Origin of the sequence: Actinoplanes derwentensis (assembly GCF_900104725.1) — a bacterium.
In the GTDB taxonomy this organism is placed as follows: Bacteria; Actinomycetota; Actinomycetes; order Mycobacteriales; family Micromonosporaceae; genus Actinoplanes; species Actinoplanes derwentensis.
The window spans coordinates 5,018,111-5,034,927 of sequence record NZ_LT629758.1 but is presented as its reverse complement, the minus strand read 5'-3'; the positions used below and the strand labels follow the sequence as shown (position 1 = coordinate 5,034,927).

At 70.3% G+C, this 16,817-nt stretch carries 8 protein-coding genes and 1 pseudogene; all 9 read left to right on the top strand.

Annotated elements, in window-relative coordinates; translation table 11 throughout:
- Positions 1 to 2: 2 nt before the first annotated feature.
- The 9 genes and pseudogenes from BLU81_RS22365 to BLU81_RS22325 all read left to right on the top strand — a co-directional run bounded on the left by BLU81_RS22365 (position 3) and on the right by BLU81_RS22325 (position 16,816).
- The gene (locus BLU81_RS22365; RefSeq protein ID WP_092546455.1) at positions 3 to 401 is read left to right on the top strand and encodes a hypothetical protein; all 399 of its coding nucleotides are present in this window, start codon (positions 3 to 5) and stop codon (positions 399 to 401) included.
- Entirely contained in the window at positions 398 to 4,357 is a 3,960-nt protein-coding gene (gene eccCa, locus BLU81_RS22360) for a type VII secretion protein EccCa (RefSeq protein ID WP_092546454.1), read from the top strand. Before BLU81_RS22365 ends, eccCa begins: the two co-directional genes overlap by 4 nt.
- Positions 4,358 to 4,391: 34 nt before the next feature.
- On the top strand, positions 4,392 to 5,801 hold the full coding sequence (gene eccD / locus BLU81_RS22355; protein WP_092546453.1) for a type VII secretion integral membrane protein EccD: 1,410 nt from the start codon (positions 4,392 to 4,394) through the stop codon (positions 5,799 to 5,801).
- Positions 5,802 to 5,807: 6 nt separating this feature from the next.
- A pseudogene (gene eccB / locus BLU81_RS22350) lies at positions 5,808 to 7,162 on the top strand (type VII secretion protein EccB).
- 9 nt (positions 7,163 to 7,171) lie between these two features.
- Positions 7,172 to 9,916 (top strand): hypothetical protein, encoded by a 2,745-nt coding sequence (locus tag BLU81_RS22345; protein ID WP_092546452.1) that lies wholly within the window; start codon positions 7,172 to 7,174, stop codon positions 9,914 to 9,916.
- 4 nt (positions 9,917 to 9,920) lie between these two features.
- Positions 9,921 to 13,226, top strand: coding sequence for a right-handed parallel beta-helix repeat-containing protein (locus BLU81_RS22340; protein WP_172890601.1), 3,306 nt, complete (start codon positions 9,921 to 9,923; stop codon positions 13,224 to 13,226).
- A gap of 71 nt (positions 13,227 to 13,297) precedes the next feature.
- Entirely contained in the window at positions 13,298 to 13,573 is a 276-nt protein-coding gene (locus BLU81_RS22335) for a YbaB/EbfC family nucleoid-associated protein (RefSeq protein ID WP_172890600.1), read from the top strand.
- Between the two features lie 149 nt (positions 13,574 to 13,722).
- Positions 13,723 to 14,346, top strand: a complete 624-nt coding sequence (locus BLU81_RS22330; RefSeq protein WP_092557475.1) for a helix-turn-helix transcriptional regulator — start codon at positions 13,723 to 13,725, stop codon at positions 14,344 to 14,346.
- 22 nt (positions 14,347 to 14,368) lie between these two features.
- On the top strand, positions 14,369 to 16,816 hold the full coding sequence (locus BLU81_RS22325; protein WP_092557473.1) for a hypothetical protein: 2,448 nt from the start codon (positions 14,369 to 14,371) through the stop codon (positions 16,814 to 16,816).
- The last annotated feature ends 1 nt before the right edge of the window (position 16,817 follow it).

Genomic DNA, 16,817 nt, shown 5'->3' with positions numbered 1-16,817 from the left:
CGATGTCCGAGACCCCGCAACCTCCTCGTGCCGTATGGCGGCGGGTGATTCCGCCGAAGGCGGCCCCGTCGGCCGGTGGTGTGCCCGACTTCTTCAGCGCCGACCTGGACAAGATGCGTCCCTGCGGTGAGGAGGGGGTCAGCGACGCCGAGTTCACGAAGTCGCTCGCGAAGGACGAAGAGGAACAGGCCGCGCGGGCGAAGGCGTACTGGGACGAGCAGGACCGTCTCCGCAAGGAGGAGGAAGAGGCCCGGGCCAAGGAGAAGAAGCGGCAGGCCGAGGAGGACGACGACGTCAAGGTGACCGAGCGGTACCGCAACGACCGCTACTCGGTGAAGCTGCTCCGCCAGGAGAACACCGCCTGGGGCGGTAACGACGACGAGTCGGGGATGCTCGGATGAGTACTGTCACGATCAAACGTCCGCCCCGTGCGCAGGGCCCCGAGGCGCCGGAAGGCTCCATCGAGTTGCAGGAGCCCCCGCTGATGGCGGAGGAGGCCCCGCTCGACTTCCGCTCGTTCGCGATGGTCGTGCCGATGGGCCTCGGCATGGGCGCGATGCTGGCCATGTTCGGCCTCTACAACCGCACCCCGATGATGTACGTCATGGGTGGCGCCATGGCCGGTGGCATGCTGCTCATGGGTGTCATGCAGATCGGCCGGGCGGCCGCCGAGCGTAAGCGCAAGATGCGGGGCGAGCGCCGGGACTTCCTGCGGTACATCGGCCAGTTGCGCAAGCAGGCCCGGGAGGCCGCCGACCAGCAGCGCAGGTTCGTGCTGTGGAACAACCCGCAGCCGAGCTGGCTCTGGTCCGTCGCGATGGGCAGCCGGCTCTGGGAGCGTCGGTCCAGCCACGAGGACTTCGGCCGGGTGCGGATCGGACTGGGCCGGCAGAAGGCGATGCTGAAGTTCAACCCGCCGTCCACCAAGCCGATCGAGGATCTCGAACCACTCTCCTCGATCTCGCTGCGGCGCTTCTCCGAGGCGTACCAGACGGTCTCCGGAATTCCGACCTCGGTCGGCCTGACCAGTTTCACCAGCGTCGAGTTCGAGGGTGCCATCGACCCGGCCATCGATCTGGCCCGGGCCATGGTGGCCCAGCTCGCCACCTTCCACGCCCCGGACGAACTGCGGATCGCGGTGCTCGCCGCGGAGGTCCACCGCGGCCCCTGGGAGTGGATCAAGTGGCTGCCGCACAACGCGCACCCGACCGCGTTCGACGCCGCCGGGCCGGTGCGGATGTTCGCCGGCACCCACGAAGCGCTGATGGACATGCTGGGGCCCGACGTCACCGACCGCGGCGATCACGACAAGAACGTGCGGTCGACGTCGGCCGAGCCGCTTGTCGTGATCATCGCCCACCTGGTCGACCTGCCGGACAGCTCTCGCCTGCTCGGCGCGGGCATCCGTAACACGGTCCTGCTCGATCTCACCGGTGCGATGCCCGGTGGCCCCAAGGTTCTGCGGCTCACGGTCAAGGACGACGTGGTGGAGTTCCCGGCCGGTGCCGCCACCGGTTCGGCGCAGCGGGACAGCCTGGACGACGTCCAGTGCGAGGCCCTGGCCCGGATCATCGCCCCGAAGCGGACCAGCGGCACGCTGGAGGTCTCCGACGAACCGCTGGAGACCAGCTTCGAACTGACCACGCTGCTCGGCATCCGGGACGCGATGACCTTCGACGTGCAGGCGCTGTGGCGGACCCGGACCCCGCAGCGCAACCGTCTGATGGTGCCGATCGGCGTGACCGAGGAGCGCGAGGTCATCGAACTCGACCTCAAGGAGTCGGCGCAGGGCGGCATGGGACCACACGGTCTGCTCATCGGCGCCACGGGTTCCGGCAAGTCGGAGTTGCTCCGTACGCTCGTGTGCGGTCTGGCCGCGACGCACAGCTCGGAGATCCTCAACCTGGTGCTCGTCGACTTCAAGGGCGGCGCGACATTCATCGGCATGGAGAAGCTGCCGCACACCTCGGCGGTCATCACCAACCTGGCCGACGAACTGCCGCTGGTCGACCGCATGCAGGACGCGCTCAACGGTGAGATGACCCGGCGTCAGGAGATGCTGCGGGCCAGCGGTTACGCGTCGCTGTTCGACTACGAGAAGGCGCGTGGCAACGGCGCGCAGCTCGTGCCGTTCCCGGTGCTGCTGATCATCGTCGACGAGTTCTCCGAGCTGCTGTCGAGCAAGGCCGAGTTCATGGACCTGTTCGTCTCCATCGGGCGTCTGGGCCGGTCGCTCGGTGTCCACCTGTTGCTGGCCTCGCAGCGTCTCGACGAGGGCCGGATCAACCGGGTCGAGGGCCACCTGTCCTACCGGCTGGCCCTGCGGACCTTCTCGTCGATGGAATCCCGGTCCGTGATCGGGGTGGGTGCGGCCTACGAGCTGCCGCCGGAGCCCGGAAACGGCTTCCTCAAGATCGACACCACTAATCTCGTACGTTTCAAGGCGGCGTACGTCTCCGGGTCGTACACCGGCAGCGGCCGCAAGGCCGGCAGTGTCGAGACCGTCGACGATCTGCCCGCCGACGTGGTGCCGTTCACCACCCGGCAGGTCGCCGTCCGGCACGACCCCGGTCCGGAACGCCCGGAGCAGGCCGCGGAGGAGACCCCCACGACCGCCGACGGGCCGAGCCTGGTCGAGGTGCTGCTGGACCGGCTCGCCGGATCGGGCCCGCCGGCCCGCCAGGTCTGGCTGCCACCACTGTCCAGCGCCCCCAGCCTGGACTCACTGCTGCCGAGCGTGGTGCCCGATCCGGATCGCGGCATGACCATCGACGACCCGTACGTCCGGGGTGGTCTCCGGGTCCCGGTCGGTATCGTCGACCGGCCCGCCGAACAGTTGCGGGAACTACTGGTGGTCGACCTGAACGGCGCCGACGGGCACGTCGGTATCGCCGGCGCCCCGCAGAGCGGCAAGTCCACCCTGCTGCGCAGCCTGATCCTGGCGCTGTCGCTGGCGAACACGCCGCGGGAGGTCCAGTTCTACGGGCTGGACTTCGGCGGTGGCGGCCTCGCCTCGATCTCCGGGCTGCCGCACGTCGGCTCGGTGGCGACCCGGATGGAGCGCGACCGGGTGGTCCGTACGGTCGAAGAGGTCCTTCAGGTCATGGAGCGGCGCGAGGCCGAGTTCGCCAGCCACGGACTCGACTCGATGGCGACCTACCTCACCCGGGTGGCCGAGGGCGTGATCGAGGACAACTTCGGGCACGTCTTCCTGGTCATCGACGGCTGGTACACGATGAAACAGGACTTCCAGGAGCTGGAGCAGAAGTTCCAGGAGCTCGCCTCCCGCGGCCTGTCGTTCGGCGTGCACGTGATCGTCACCGCCACCCGCTGGTCGGAGATGCGCACCTGGATGCGGGACCTGCTCGGCACCAAGCTGGAGCTGCGGCTCGGCGACGCCATGGAGTCGGAACACGGCAACCGCAAGGCTCAGACCGTGCCGAACCAGGTCGGCCGTGGTCTGACCGACGGCGCGCTGCACTTCCTCGCCGCCCTGCCGCGGATGGACGGCAGTTCCGACGTGAACGACCTGGCCGAGGCGACCAAGGCCGTGGTCGAGGAGATCGGCACCTTCTGGCCCGGCCCGGCCGCGCCGCCGGTGCGGATGCTCCCGGCGCACCTCATGGTCGAGCAACTGCCGTTGCCGGAACCGGAGTTCAAGGTGGTCATCGGCCAGGACGAGCAGCGGCTCGCCCCGGTCTGGCACGACTTCATGGTCACGCCGCACATGCTGGTCTTCGGGGACAGCGAGACCGGCAAGACCAACATGCTCCGTCTCGTTCTGCGGGCCATCCAGCAGCGCTACCAGCCCGACCAGGCCAAGGTCGTGCTCGGTGACTCCCGTCGTGACCTGGACACCGCGATCGACGCCGCCTACCAGGTGGGCTTCGCCTTCACTGGCGACAAGATGTACGAACTCGCCGGCCAGACCTCGGTCTCGATGAACAAGCGCATGCCCGGTGCGGAGATCTCCTCGGACCGGATGCGCAAACGGGACTGGTGGGAGGGCCCGGAACTCTTCGTCATCGTCGACGACTACGACCTGATGGCGAAGGGCACCGGCATGGGCTCGGCACTCGACCCGGTGCTCCCGCTGCTGGCCCAGGGCACGTACATCGGCCTGCACCTGATCGTCGCGCGGAGCACCTCCGGTGCGATGCGGGCGATGATGGACCCGGTCATCCGGCGGATGTGGGAGCTGGGCACCCCCGCGATGCTCTTCTCCTACCCCAAGGAGGAGGGCAAGTTCCTCGGTGAGGCGAAACCCCGGCAGCTTCCGCCGGGACGTGCGCAGTTGGTGACCCGCCGCGGTGTGCGCCTGATGCAGACCGGTTTCGTATCGGACCCGGCCCTGTGAGAGCCGGACACGGTCCCCTGAGAAAGGCTCACTGGTGAGTACCGCATTGAACGAGCAACTGTGCCGCATCACCGTGATCGGGCCGGAGCGCAAGGTCGACCTGGCCGTGCCGATGCGGATGCCGGTCGGCAACCTGATGCCGATGCTGGTGCGGCACACCACCAACCTCAGCCGGGTTCCGGACGGTGACGTCCCCGACGAGTCGTGGGTGCTGCAGCGTCTCGGCCAGGCGCCGTTCGAGTTCGCCGGCACGCCGGAGAGCCTGGACTGGCTGGAAGGCGAGGAACTGCACCTGCGTCCCACCGAGGACCCGCTGCCGGAACTCGCCTTCGACGACCTCGCCGAGGGCGTCGCCACGATGGTCAACCGGCGCGGGGACCGGTGGCTGCCGGAGTACCGCCGGGTGTTGTTCCTGGTGCTTTCCCTGGTGGCGATGGGCGCGCTCGCGGCCGTCCTGGTCGACAAGGGCCCGGTGCTGCCCCAGGTGATCGTCGGCGGCGTGCTCGCGGTGGGCCTGCTCGTCGCCGCGGTGATCAGCGCTCTCCGGCAGAACGACAGCGCGTTCCCGTTGCTGTTCGGTGGTGGTGCGGCGTTCTTCGCCGCGGTCAGCGCGTCCAGCGCGGTCGACGGTGATCCGGACGGGGTCTCGCTGAACGGCCCGGCCCTGTTGGCGGCGGCGGTCGCGGTCGGTGCGGTGTTCGCGTTCCTGCTGGTCATGCAGCGTACGGTCACGCCGGTGATCCCGTTCGCGCCGTTGCTGGCCGGCGGCGTGACGGCCGTGATCGCGGTCCTCGTCCTGGTGACCCGCGACATCGCGGAGATGACCGCTCCCGGGGTCTCGGCCACGGCCGTCACCCTGATCCTGACGATGGTCGTGCTCGCGCCCCGGGCGGCGGTGAAGTTCTCCCGGCTGCGGGGTCCGCAGTTGCCCAAGACGGGCGCGGACATGTCGTACGACATCGAGCCGGAGGACTCCGACCTGGTCCGTACGCGAGCCAACGACGCGGACACCTACCTGACCGTCTGCATGGTCTCCTCCGCGCTGGTCCTGCCGTTCCTGATGCACTTCACCATGGCGGTCCCGGGCTGGTCGGGATGGACCCTGGTGCTGATGACCTCAAGTGCAATCCTGCTGCGCTCGCGTACCTTCTTCGGTCTCTGGCAGCGGATCGCCCTGGTGCTGGCCGGTACCGTCGGCTACCTCATGGTGGTCCTCAAGTTCTCCGACATGTTCGGCGCCTCCGGCCGGTACGTGCTGCTCGGCGGCCTCGTCGCGCTGCTGATCCCGCTGGTGATGGCGGCGCTGCGGCCGTGGCCGCGACGCATGCTGCCGTTCTGGGAGTACACGGCCACCGGTCTGGACGTCGCCACCGGGCTGGTCGTGCTCCCGGTGCTCGCGCAGGTGCTCGGGCTCTACACCTGGGCCCGCGGATTGTTCGGGTAGGCGACTGTGCAGACTCAGCGAGACCACGTCCACGCCCATCAGTTCATGATGGGGCGGCTGAGTTCCGCCCTGGTGCAGGGTGACCCGTCGACCGCGGAGATCCCCGGCCGGCGCGCTCTCACCGGGCTGGCCTTCGGCGTACTGATCAGTGTCCTGGTGGTGGCGGGTTTCGCCGTCTACGGCTGGATCGTCCCCGGGGGAGCAAGGCGTACACCAAGGGTGGGGTGATCCTGGTCGAGAAGGAGAGCGGCACCCGGTACGTGTTCCTGAACGGCATGCTGCGGCCGACCCCCAATCTCACCTCGGCCATGCTGATCCAGGGCGGCTCCGCCACCGTGCAGCTGATCTCCAAGGAATCACTCAAGGACGTTCCGCGCGGCCCGGCGATCGGGATCGACGGGGCGCCGCAGTCGATCGCCACCGACTCCATCGTCACCGGCCCCTGGCTGGTCTGCCTGCCCGGTTCGGTGTCGGACCGGCCCGGTGAGAGTCTCGGCCTGAACCTGAACCCGCGGGTCACCGGAACCGGCGTGCCGGCCGACGGTTTCGTCGTCGTCCGGGGCCCCCGGTCGGCCACCTACCTGGTGACCGCCGACCGGAAATACCCGGTGACCGACCCGGCGGTGCTCGTCGCGCTCGGCGCCAGCACGGTCCGCGAGGTGCAGGCGCCACAGCTCTGGCTCGACTACCTCCCGGACGGTCCCGAACTGGCGCCGGCCAGGATTCCCGGCGCCGGTGAGAGTCGCCGGGTCGGGTCGGCCGCCCATCCGGTCGGCACGCTGTTCCGGCAGCAGCCGGCCGCCGGCGTGGAGCAACTGTTCGTCCTCCGCCGGGACGGGCTGGCGGCGATCAGCCGCACCGAATTCCTGTTCGCGTCGGCGACGAGCGACCGGCGGCCGATCGAACTGGACACCGCCGACCTGGTCTCGGCGCGGAAGTCGGACGACCGTTCGTTGCTCACCCGCCTTCCCGACCTGACCGGCCTGACCCCGCGGGAACCCGGAGCGGAAGTGCTCTGCCTGCGGCAGGCCGCGGTGGGCGAGCAGGCGTTCGCCAGCGTCGCCGTGTTCGTGCCGCCGGCACAGTCCGGGGTGGACCCCGCCGGGCGGACGTCGGTGATCACCGCGCCCGGCTCCGGTATGGCGGTCATCCCGGTGCCGTACCAGGCCGGTTACAGCAAGCCCCTGGCCACCTACATCGCGGATGACGGAAAGGCCTACCCGATCGGCGACTCGGATTCGGCGGCGGCGCTGAAGCTCGACAAGGTCGCGGCCGTCCCGTTCCCGAAGAACCTGCTCGTGTCGCTGGCTCAGGGGCCGACGCTGAGCGTGAGGGCCATCGCGGCCGCAGAAGTAAGGTGAGTCGATCTCATGGCATCGCGGTTTCGTGACCTGCTCGGTGGTGGGAAGGACCGGTCCGAGGGCGGCATCGTCCAGCACACCGTCGGCAACGCCCTGGTGGTTCATTCCGAGGACGCGATCAGTCCGGAGGCCCAGTCACTGGCACTGTCGATGATCGAGGACGCGGAGAACGACGTCGTCGTGCTCGACCTCGGCGACGGTATGCGGATCACCGCGTGGGAGTCGGTGGCGGTGGTGTTGCCCCGGCGTCGCCGCGGCATCCGGCTGGTGGCGTGCGGGCGGTACCACGACTCCGCGGCCATGGCCGGTCAATGGCTCTCCGAGCGGCTCAACCGCACGGTGATCGCTCCCGACGGCGAACTGGTGCGCGGCTCGGCCGGCGCGCTGTTCGTGCACTCGGCCCCGGGCAGCGGCTGGGTGCGGTTCCGGCCCGGCCGCCCACCGACCTGGGACGCCAAGCGGTATCCCACCCCGCAGTGGGACAAGGCCGCGATCGATACGCAGGCCTCCAGCGCGACCGGCGAGATCGAACCCATCCCGGCCGGGGTGTGGATCCACAGCACCCGCAATCCGGAGGTGGTGGAGCAGCACCGGCAGCGGTTGACCGCGTACGTGCCGTGTCATCCGGACACCATGACGGTTCTGCTGGGCTGCCCGGGCACACCGGCGCTCTCGCTGGACGACGTGGTGCGATTCTGGCGTGGGCTGGACGAGGAGAACCGGCAACGGGTGCGGTTCGCCCAGTTCGGCGACGTGCGGATGCCGGAGGGGGAGGCCTTCGGCCAGGCCCTGGCGGATCTGCTGAACACCAGCGTGGTCTGCTACACCGGCATGCCGATCGGCAGCCCGGTGAAGCACGAGATCCGCACGGTGCTGCCGGACGGCACCCTCGGCTGGGCGCCGTTCGCGCTCGAACTCGTCTACACGCCCCGCGCGCACCCGAACTCCCGTGCCCGCCGTCCCACCGTGCTGTCGCACCGCCCGCCGTTGGCCGCGGCGGAGGAGATCGCGCCGCGCGTCTTCTGGTTCGCTCCCGGTGCCGTGGTCGAGGTCGTACAGACCGGCCTCTGGGTTCGTTCGGCCGAGGAACCGAAGAACGCCGAGCAGGTCCGGGCCGCGATGCTCGACGCCGAAGGCGGTGTTCTCGTCTTCGACGACACCATCCACTCCGCGACCGGCCGGATGCGCGAGCTCGCGGTCGACCTGGCCGCCCGGGTCAGCGGGATGGAAGGCAGCGGCAGCGCCTTGATGCCGTCCTCCGTCCTGGTGCCGGGCGCGAAACCGGCCAGCCGGGCGCAGGCGGTCATCGACATCGAGGAGGAGACCCGCAAGGTCGCCTCGGAGGCACCGATCCCGGTCTACGTCGAGGTCGCTCCGCCCGCCCCGGCGGCCGCGGAGAACATGGTCATCGCCGAGGTGTCCGTGCCGGCGGTACGGCTGGAAGTCGAAGCCCCGACCGAAGTGCCGGTGTTGCGCCTGGAGGTCGAGGCCCCGGCCGAGGAGGAGCGGATCCAACTCCCGGCCGCTCGCCAGCAGGTGCGGGCCGAGCCGGCGGTGGCGCTGCCGCCCGCGCCGGTGGAATCCCGTCCCGCGCCCGTGCCCGAGCCGGCCCCGCCGGTCCAGGTCGCGCCGCAGGCCCCGTCTCCGCCCGCGGCCCCGTCTCCGCCCCCGGTCCTGGTCGCCGAGCCGGCTGCGCCCCCGGTTCCGGTTGCGCCCCCGGTTCCGGGTGCGCCGCCGGTTCCGGTCGCGGAGCCGGAGCCCCCGACCATGCCCGCCGGGTTCGGTGAGTCCCTCGGCGCCGAGACGGCGCTGCCCACGGCCGTCGTCCCGGCCCCGGCGGCTCCCGTCACGGAACCGGTGATCGCCGTCCCCCGGGCTCCCGAGCCGGTGATGGAGGCCCCGGTGCCCGCGCGGCAACCGGACACCCCCGAGTCGCGGGCCGATGCCCACTGGCAGCCGGTCCCCGCCGCCGGATCGAGCGCCCTCCTCCGGGAGAAGGGCCTGGGTGACGAACGGGCCTGGTTGCGCCGCACCCTCAGCCGCGAGTTCGACGTGATGGCCAGCTCGGTCTCCCGGACCATGTCCGAGCACCCCGGGATGCAGGGCTCCGGCCTGTCCACCGAGGACGTGCTCGCCGACTCGGTGGCGCTGCGGCTCTACCTCACCGCCCGGGGCCCGGGTATCGACGCCGGTCTGCGGTCCGGCCGTAACGGGCCTCATGTGCCGTTCGCCCGCTGTGTGGTCTCCGGGTTGTCCCGGATGTCGTCGTTCCGCGGGACGACGATCTACCGGATCACCCCGACCGATGACGAGTGGGACCTCTACGAGCAGCGCAAGCTCGTCACCGACTGGGGTTTCGTCAACGCCCTGACCCAGCCGTGCTCCTCCCAGGACGGCGACACCGACGTGCTGATCTGGTCGATGACGGCACGGCGGACCACGGTGCTGGAACCGGAGGGCGACGAGGCCGTCGAGGACCGGGTGCTGTTCCTGCCCGGTACGAACTACAAGATCCTGGAACTGCGCCGGCCGTCGGCTGGCGAGCGTGGTGCGGTCCTGATCCGGGAGATCGGCACCAACGAGATCGACGACAACGGCAAGGTCGACTCCAACCGGGTGTCGCTCGACGAATTGGCGGTCACCTCGCTGCGCCGGAGCGTGGACCGCTGGGCCACCGCCGAGCCACGCCGCCGGATCGGTGCCGGGGCCGGTGGACGGATTCGCACACTGCCCGGCCTGGAACGGAAGGGGTGACGCCGTGAGTCGGCAGGTTCTCGTGGTCGGTGACCGGAAGCCGGGTTCGTACCCGACGATCGGTGCGGCGTTGTCCCGGGCGGAACCGGGCGCCACCATCAACGTCCACCCGGGCAGATACGTGGAGAAGCTGGTCGTCGGCAACCGGGTGACGATCAGCGCGGCCGAACCCGGCACCGTCGAGGTGCACGTGGAGGAGGGCAGCGTCCTCGTCGTGCACGGTGAGGGTGCCCAGTTGCGCGGTGTCGCACTCACCAGCGACGACCCGAAACTCGCCGCGGTCGACGTGTACGCCGGTGAGATCGCTCTGGACGACTGCCGGGTCAGCGGCGCCTCGTGGGTCACCCTGCTGGCCCGTCTGCAGGGTTCGCTGGCCCTGCGCGGCTGCGACATCACCAGCTCGACCGGTGCCGGGGTGGTGGTGATGTCGGTCGGTGCGAGCACGATCGAGGACACGGTCATCCATGACATCGCGACCACCGGGGTGGTGGTCGGCGAGAAGAGCGCCCTGACGCTGCGCCGCTGCCGGGTCACCGCGGCCAGCGCGAACAGCATCTGCGCGGGCGGCGACTCGCGGCTCACGATCGAGCAGTGTGAGATCACCGGCTCCGGCAAGCCCGCGCTGGTGATCGAACAGCGGGCCTGGGCCCGGGTGCGGGCCCTGACGGTCACCGAGAGCGGGAACGTCGACGTCTTCGTGCGCGGCGAGGCCGACGTCCAGATCAGCGACTCCACGTTCACCGGTGCCGCGGTGCAGTCGGTGCATCTCACCGAGGGCGGCTCGCCGGTCTTCAAGAACTGCGTCTTCAGCGGCGCCAAGCACACCGCCGTGCAGGTGCTCAGCGACGCGAAGCCGACCTTCACCGACTGTACCGTCAGCGACGTCCCGATCGGCATCAACGCCGGTAGCAACGCGGCGCCCCGGTTCATCGGTCTGACGGTGCGCGGGACCAGCGACAACGTCGCGTCGATCGGTGGCGATGCGGCCGTCACGATGCACCGGCTCCGCGCCGTGATCACCAAGGGCGCCGGTCTCGTCGTCCAGGAGAACGCCTCGATCGACGGTGCCGACATGGTGGTGGACGCCGGTGGCTCGGTGGGCCTCGCCCTGAGCGGTCCGGCGCGGGGTACCGTCCGTGAGGCCCGGTTCAGCGGCACCGGCGCGGTCTGCGTCCAGGTGGGCTCCGGCGCCGATCTGACCCTGGAGTCCTCGGTGCTCCGTGGCTCCGGCCTGGTGTCCGAGGGCGCCGTGCAGTTGCGTGACAGTGAGGTCGTCGACGCGGCCCGGGACGGTCTGCGGATCAAGGGCTCGGTGACCGCCACCCAGACCCGGGTCCGCAACGCCAAGTCCGACGGCATCAGTCTCGAAGCCGGTTCGTCCGGCTCCTTCACCGCCTGCGAAGTCCTCGACAGTGCCGCGGTCGGCATCAACGTGGACACCACCGAGCCGGTGACGCTGACCCGGTGCGTGGTCCAGGACAGCGGTGACGAGGATGTCCGCCGGGCGCCGGGCGCCCAGGTGACCGCGGACTCGCTGACCGCCGGCCGTCGTTCGCAGCCGGCGTCGCCGGGCGGCACCCCGCCGGTGAGCTCGGTGCCGGCGCCGGCACCGGCACCGAGTCAGGCCGGGGAGAGGACCGAGAGCGGCGACGACGAGCTGAGCGAGCCGTTGCGCGAGCTGAACAGCCTGATCGGTCTGCGTGGGGTGAAGCAGGAGGTCACCGCGCTCATCAACCTGATCAAGATGTCGCAGGTACGCCTCCAGATGGGCCTGCCGATGCCGCCGATGAGCCGGCATCTGGTCTTCGCCGGTCCACCCGGTACGGGTAAGACCACCGTCGCCCGGCTCTACGGCTCGGTGCTCAAGGAACTGGGCATCCTGACCAAGGGGCACATGATCGAGGCGGCGCGGGCCGACCTGGTGGGCCAGTACATCGGGTCGACCGCGATCAAGACCACCGAGCTGGTCACCAAGGCGCTCGGCGGCGTGCTCTTCATCGACGAGGCCTACACCCTGTCCGCGGGCTCGGGTGGTTCCGGGCCGGACTTCGGTCAGGAGGCCATCGACGCGCTGATGAAGATGATGGAGGACCACCGCGACGAACTCGTGGTGATCGTCGCCGGGTACTCGGAGCTGATGGAACAGTTCCTCGCCTCCAACCCCGGTCTGGCCTCCCGATTCACGCGCACCGTCGAGTTCCCGAACTACTCGGTCGAAGAACTCGTCACGATCACGTCGAACCTGGTCCGCAAGCACTACTACGAGCTGACCGACGACGCGGTCGACGCGCTGGAGGAATACTTCACCCGAGTGCCGAAGAACTCGACGTTCGGTAACGGCCGTGTCGCCCGGAAGCTGTTCGAGGCGCTGATCAACAATCAGGCCTCCCGGCTGGCCACCATGCCGCCGACCAGGGACAACGAGCTCAACCGGCTCACCGCGGCGGACGTCGCGCCGGAGCTGTCCCAGTTGGAGGACCTGCCGGTCGAGCGGACCGCACAGCCGGACTCGGCGACCGATCCGACCGGCGCGATCAACGCCGCCCGTAGCTGGAAACGGATCTGTGAGCTGGTCGGCGGGCGTTCGGTCAAGGAGGCGGCCGGGCAGACCCTGCTGCAGCTCTGTGAGGGACGCAACCGCCGCCGTGGCCACGGCAAGACCGGCAACGTGCTGATCAGCGGCAGTCCGGGGAGCGGGCGGAGCGAGTACGCCCGGCTCTACGCGGCCGGGCTGTCCGAACTCGACCTCGTGCCGGTCGGTCACCTGGTCCGGGTGAGCACCGTCCGGGAGCTGGCTCCGCAATGGCCCGGCCAGGTGCGCAGCCTGGTCGCCGCCGCCATCGAGGACGCCGCGGGTGGCGTGCTGCAGATCGACTGGTCGGATGACGGCAGCGGCGCGGCCCAGGAGATCGGGGAGGCGCTGGCCGGCCAGATTCGGTCTCGGCTGGGTGACCCGGTGGTCATCCTGACCGGTGAGGAGGCGGCCCTCGCGAGCCTGCGTGCCGCCGTACCGGCGATCGGCGAGGTGTTCGGGCAGCAGTGGCCGGTGCCGGAGCTGAGCACCGAGGAACTGGCCACGATCGTGGTCCGGCACCTGGTGCGGCGGGGACACGACATCCCCGAGGACGTGCAGGCGGCCCTGACGGAACTCGCCCGGCAGCTTCCCGAACGTACCGTCCGTGCCGCCCACGAGTTCGCCCTGAACCTGGCCCGACGCACTGGTTCTCGTACCATCGCGCTGGCCGATCTGGCCCTGCCGCCGTCTGCCGCCGTGGGCGGTCAGCCGGTCGGCCTGGCCGTGGTCGGCTGACCGTTCCCCGTCAGAAAGGCAGTGCCGTGCAACCGTCGTCAGTACCCGTCCCACCGAGCTTTCAGGACTTCATGGAGAACGCCCAGCGCCTCGAGGACCGGATGCGCAGAGGGCAGGCGGAGCTGGAGAAGGCGGTCGTCACCGGCCGCTCGCAGGACGGGACGGTCGCGGTCATGGCCACCGGGCTGGGCAAGCTCCACGCGGTTCGGGTCGACCCCGCGATCTACGAGCAACACGACGTCGCTTCGTTACAGAACGCAATCATGGAGGCGATGCGAGCCGCCGGGGAGAACGCTTCGAAACTCGCCACGGAGAAGATGGGGCCGGTGGAGATAACCCTCCATTGAGGACATTTTGGTTGCCGAGAAACCGACCCTGAGCTGCACTTTTGTTGGTCTTTTCGCGGTCGTTACGGTGCTGTTAAGGTTGCTGTGAAGATTTTTTGAAGACTGTTTAAAGACACTTCCAACGCCCACATTGAGTGACGGAGGTGGCTGTGGAGCAGGTTGATGTCTCGGTGCACGCGCCGGACCCGCTGACCCACGCGGGGCTGGTGAGTCATCTGCGGACCCGGTCCGACATCACCGTGTTGCGTGGCGAGGACCGGTCCCGGTCCAAAGTGCTGATCGTCGCCGCCGAGCGCCTCACCGCGGATGTCATCGCGATGCTGCGTCTCGCGGCCAGTGAGGTCGGTGTCCCGGTGGTGCTGGTCGCCGACGAGATCAGCGAGCAGGAGCTGCTGATCGCGGTGGAGTGCCGGGTGGTCGCCATCATGCCGCGGGCGGTGGTCACCGCCGAGCGTCTCGCGCACAGTGTGCTCGCCGCCGCCTCCGGTGACGGTGTCCTGCCGCCGAACCTCGTCGGCGAACTGCTCAAGCACGTCGAGCGTCTGCAGCGTGACGTGCTCACCCCGAACGGGCTGAACTCCTCCGGTCTCACCGCGCGCGAGATCGACGTGCTGCGGCTGATGGCCGACGGGCTGGACACCAACGAGATAGCCGACGAGCTGTGCTATTCCGAGCGCACGGTGAAGAACGTCATCTACGGCCTCAACCATCGACTGAAGCTGCGGAACCGGTCGCACGCGGTCGCCTACGCCGTGCGTTCCGGCGTGATCTGAGGCGTTCGTGCCGGAATCCGCGGTGATCGAGAGACATACCGTCGGCAACGCCCTGGTGCTGCACGCGCGTCAGCAGATCAGTGCGGAGGCCCGGTCGGTCGCGTTGTCGGTGGCGAGCGATCCGGACAACGACATCGTCATCCTCGACCTGCAGAACGAACTGCCCTTCGACATCTGGGACTCGGTGGCAGCCGCTCTGCAGCGCCGGGGCCGGGGGATCCGGCTGGTGGTCTGCGGCGCGCACCCGGAGACCGGGGCGCTCGCCGGTCAGTGGCTGTCCGACCGGCTGGGCCGGCCGGTGATCGCTCCGTTCGGCAGACTGATCCCGGGGGCGTCGGGGCTGCTCTTCGTGCACGCGGCGGACCTCGGTGGCTGGGTCTGCTACCGGGCGGGCCGGACGCCGATCTGGCAGTCGAAACGTTATCCCGTGCCGGCGTGGGACGGTGCCGCCACCGACTATCTGCCGATCAGTTCCACCGCCGCGGTGGAACCACTGCCCGGCGGCGTATGGCTGCGGGAGAGCCGGGACGAGGCGGCGATAGCCGGGCACTGGCACCGGCTGATGTCGACGATGCCGTGCCAGCCGAACGCGATGTCGGTCATCCTCGGCTGCCCGGGCACCGCACCGCTCAGCCTCGACGACATCGCCCGGTTCTGGCGCGGCCTGGAGCCGCAGGGGCGGGAGCAGGCCCGTTTTGTGCACTACGGCCCGGTCGCTCTGCGTTCCGGCGAAACCCTCGGCCAAGCGCTGGCCGACCTGCTGGAGAGCCCGGTGACGCTCTTCGGTGGGGTGCCGGCCGGTAAGCCGTCGGATCCGGAACTGTTCACGGTGGGGTCCGACGGCCGGCCCGGCTGGCAGGTCTTCGCCCGGGAACTCGCCTACCAGCCCCGGGAGAGCCGGAGCGCTGCCGCGAAGACGCCCCGGATCGTCGGTCACCGTGCCCCGGACCTGCTCGGTGAGCCGCTCGGCGCCCTCGCCTACCGCTACACGAACGACGCTGTCGTCGAGGTGATCCAGTCCGGCCTCTGGCTCCGGGGCGAGGAACCACCCCGGTACGCCGACCGGATCCGGGCCATCCCGGCCGACCCGGACAACGTGCGGGTGATCGTGGACGACGCCGCGCCGGCCATGGTCGACCGCTACCGGGAACTCGCCGGCGACCTGGCGGCCCGGCTCGACCAGGCCACCCGGGACCGGGCGTCGACGCCGCTCTCCTCGGTGGCCGCCGAGACCGGTCAGCGGACGCCGGGCCCCGCCGGTGGTGTCGAGACCGCTCCGCACGGTGTTCCCGGCAGTCCGGTGACGGTGCCGGAACAACCGGTGCCGGTGGCCCCGGAGCCGACACCCGCTGTCGCCCCGCCCGGCCTCACGGTGGCCGGGCCCGCGATGCCCACCGAGACCGACGGGCCCGCCATGGCCGGCCCGTCGGCCGCGGCGCCGTCCACGTCCCCGGAGTCCCGGCCGTCATGGGCTGCGGCCCCGACCATGATGCTGCCGTTGCAACGTCCGGTCCGGCCCCCGGCCCCGGCCCCGGCCCCGGAGCAGCCCAGCACGGTATGGGCCGCCGGCGCCACGCTCGAACTGCCGGCGGTCGGCGCGCCCGCGGCCGTCGTTCCCACCGCCGTGACGGCCACGGTCGTCCCGGACCCGCCGCCCGCCGCCGCCGCGGAACACGCCGAGCCGGGTGATGAGTCCGGCTACTTCCAGCGGGTTCCGCGCGACGAGGTGCGCGGCCACCACCCCGGCGGTGATCTGGCCGAGGAACGGGCCTGGCTGCGGCGCGCGTTCAGCCGCGAGTTCGATGCCGTCTCCGGCGGTATCGCCCGAGTCCTCGCCGAGCACGCCATCCTGCAGAACGGCCCCGAAGCCCTGGAGTACGCGGTCGCCGTCCGGCTCTACCTCTCCGTCTGGGGCGACAGCGTCGACCGGATGCTGCGCCTGGCCGAGCCGGGCGCGCACGTCGCCTTCGCGCGATGCGTGGCCACCGGCCTGAGCCGGCTGCCCTCGCACCGTGGCGTCACCTACGCCGCCGCCGACCTGACCGCGGACGAGATACGGCATCTCGCCCGGCGCGAGGTGCTGACCGACTGGGGGTTCACCAACGCGCTCGTCGAGCGGCCCGCCGGTCTGCCCGGAAACCTCGAGGTGATGCTCTGGTCCACCACCGCCCGGCGGACCCGTCCGCTGGAACCGGAGGGCGACACGGGCAGGCCGGGGCGGGTCCTGTTCCTTCCGGGAACCGCGTTCAAAGTTCTGGAGTTGCAGGAGCCCAGCGGCGGCGTTCCCGGCCGGCTGCTCCTCCGTGAGCTGCTCCGGGACGAGGCCGGTTTCGCCCGGCAGGTCCCTCTAGACGCCCTGGCGCTCGCCGCTCTGCGCCGGTCCGTCGAGCGCGACGCCACCGCCGGCCCGTTGTCACCGGCGCCGGTGACCTCGTCGAGCCGGTTCCTCGGGGTCCCGGGCATGCTCTGAT

Coding starts and splice junctions, on each gene's coding strand:
- BLU81_RS22365 (WP_092546455.1), top strand. CDS start 3: ATGTCCGAGACCCCGCAACCTCCTCGTGCCGTATGGCGGCGGGTGATT.
- eccCa (WP_092546454.1), top strand. CDS start 398: ATGAGTACTGTCACGATCAAACGTCCGCCCCGTGCGCAGGGCCCCGAG.
- BLU81_RS22345 (WP_092546452.1), top strand. CDS start 7,172: ATGGCATCGCGGTTTCGTGACCTGCTCGGTGGTGGGAAGGACCGGTCC.
- BLU81_RS22335 (WP_172890600.1), top strand. CDS start 13,298: ATGGAGAACGCCCAGCGCCTCGAGGACCGGATGCGCAGAGGGCAGGCG.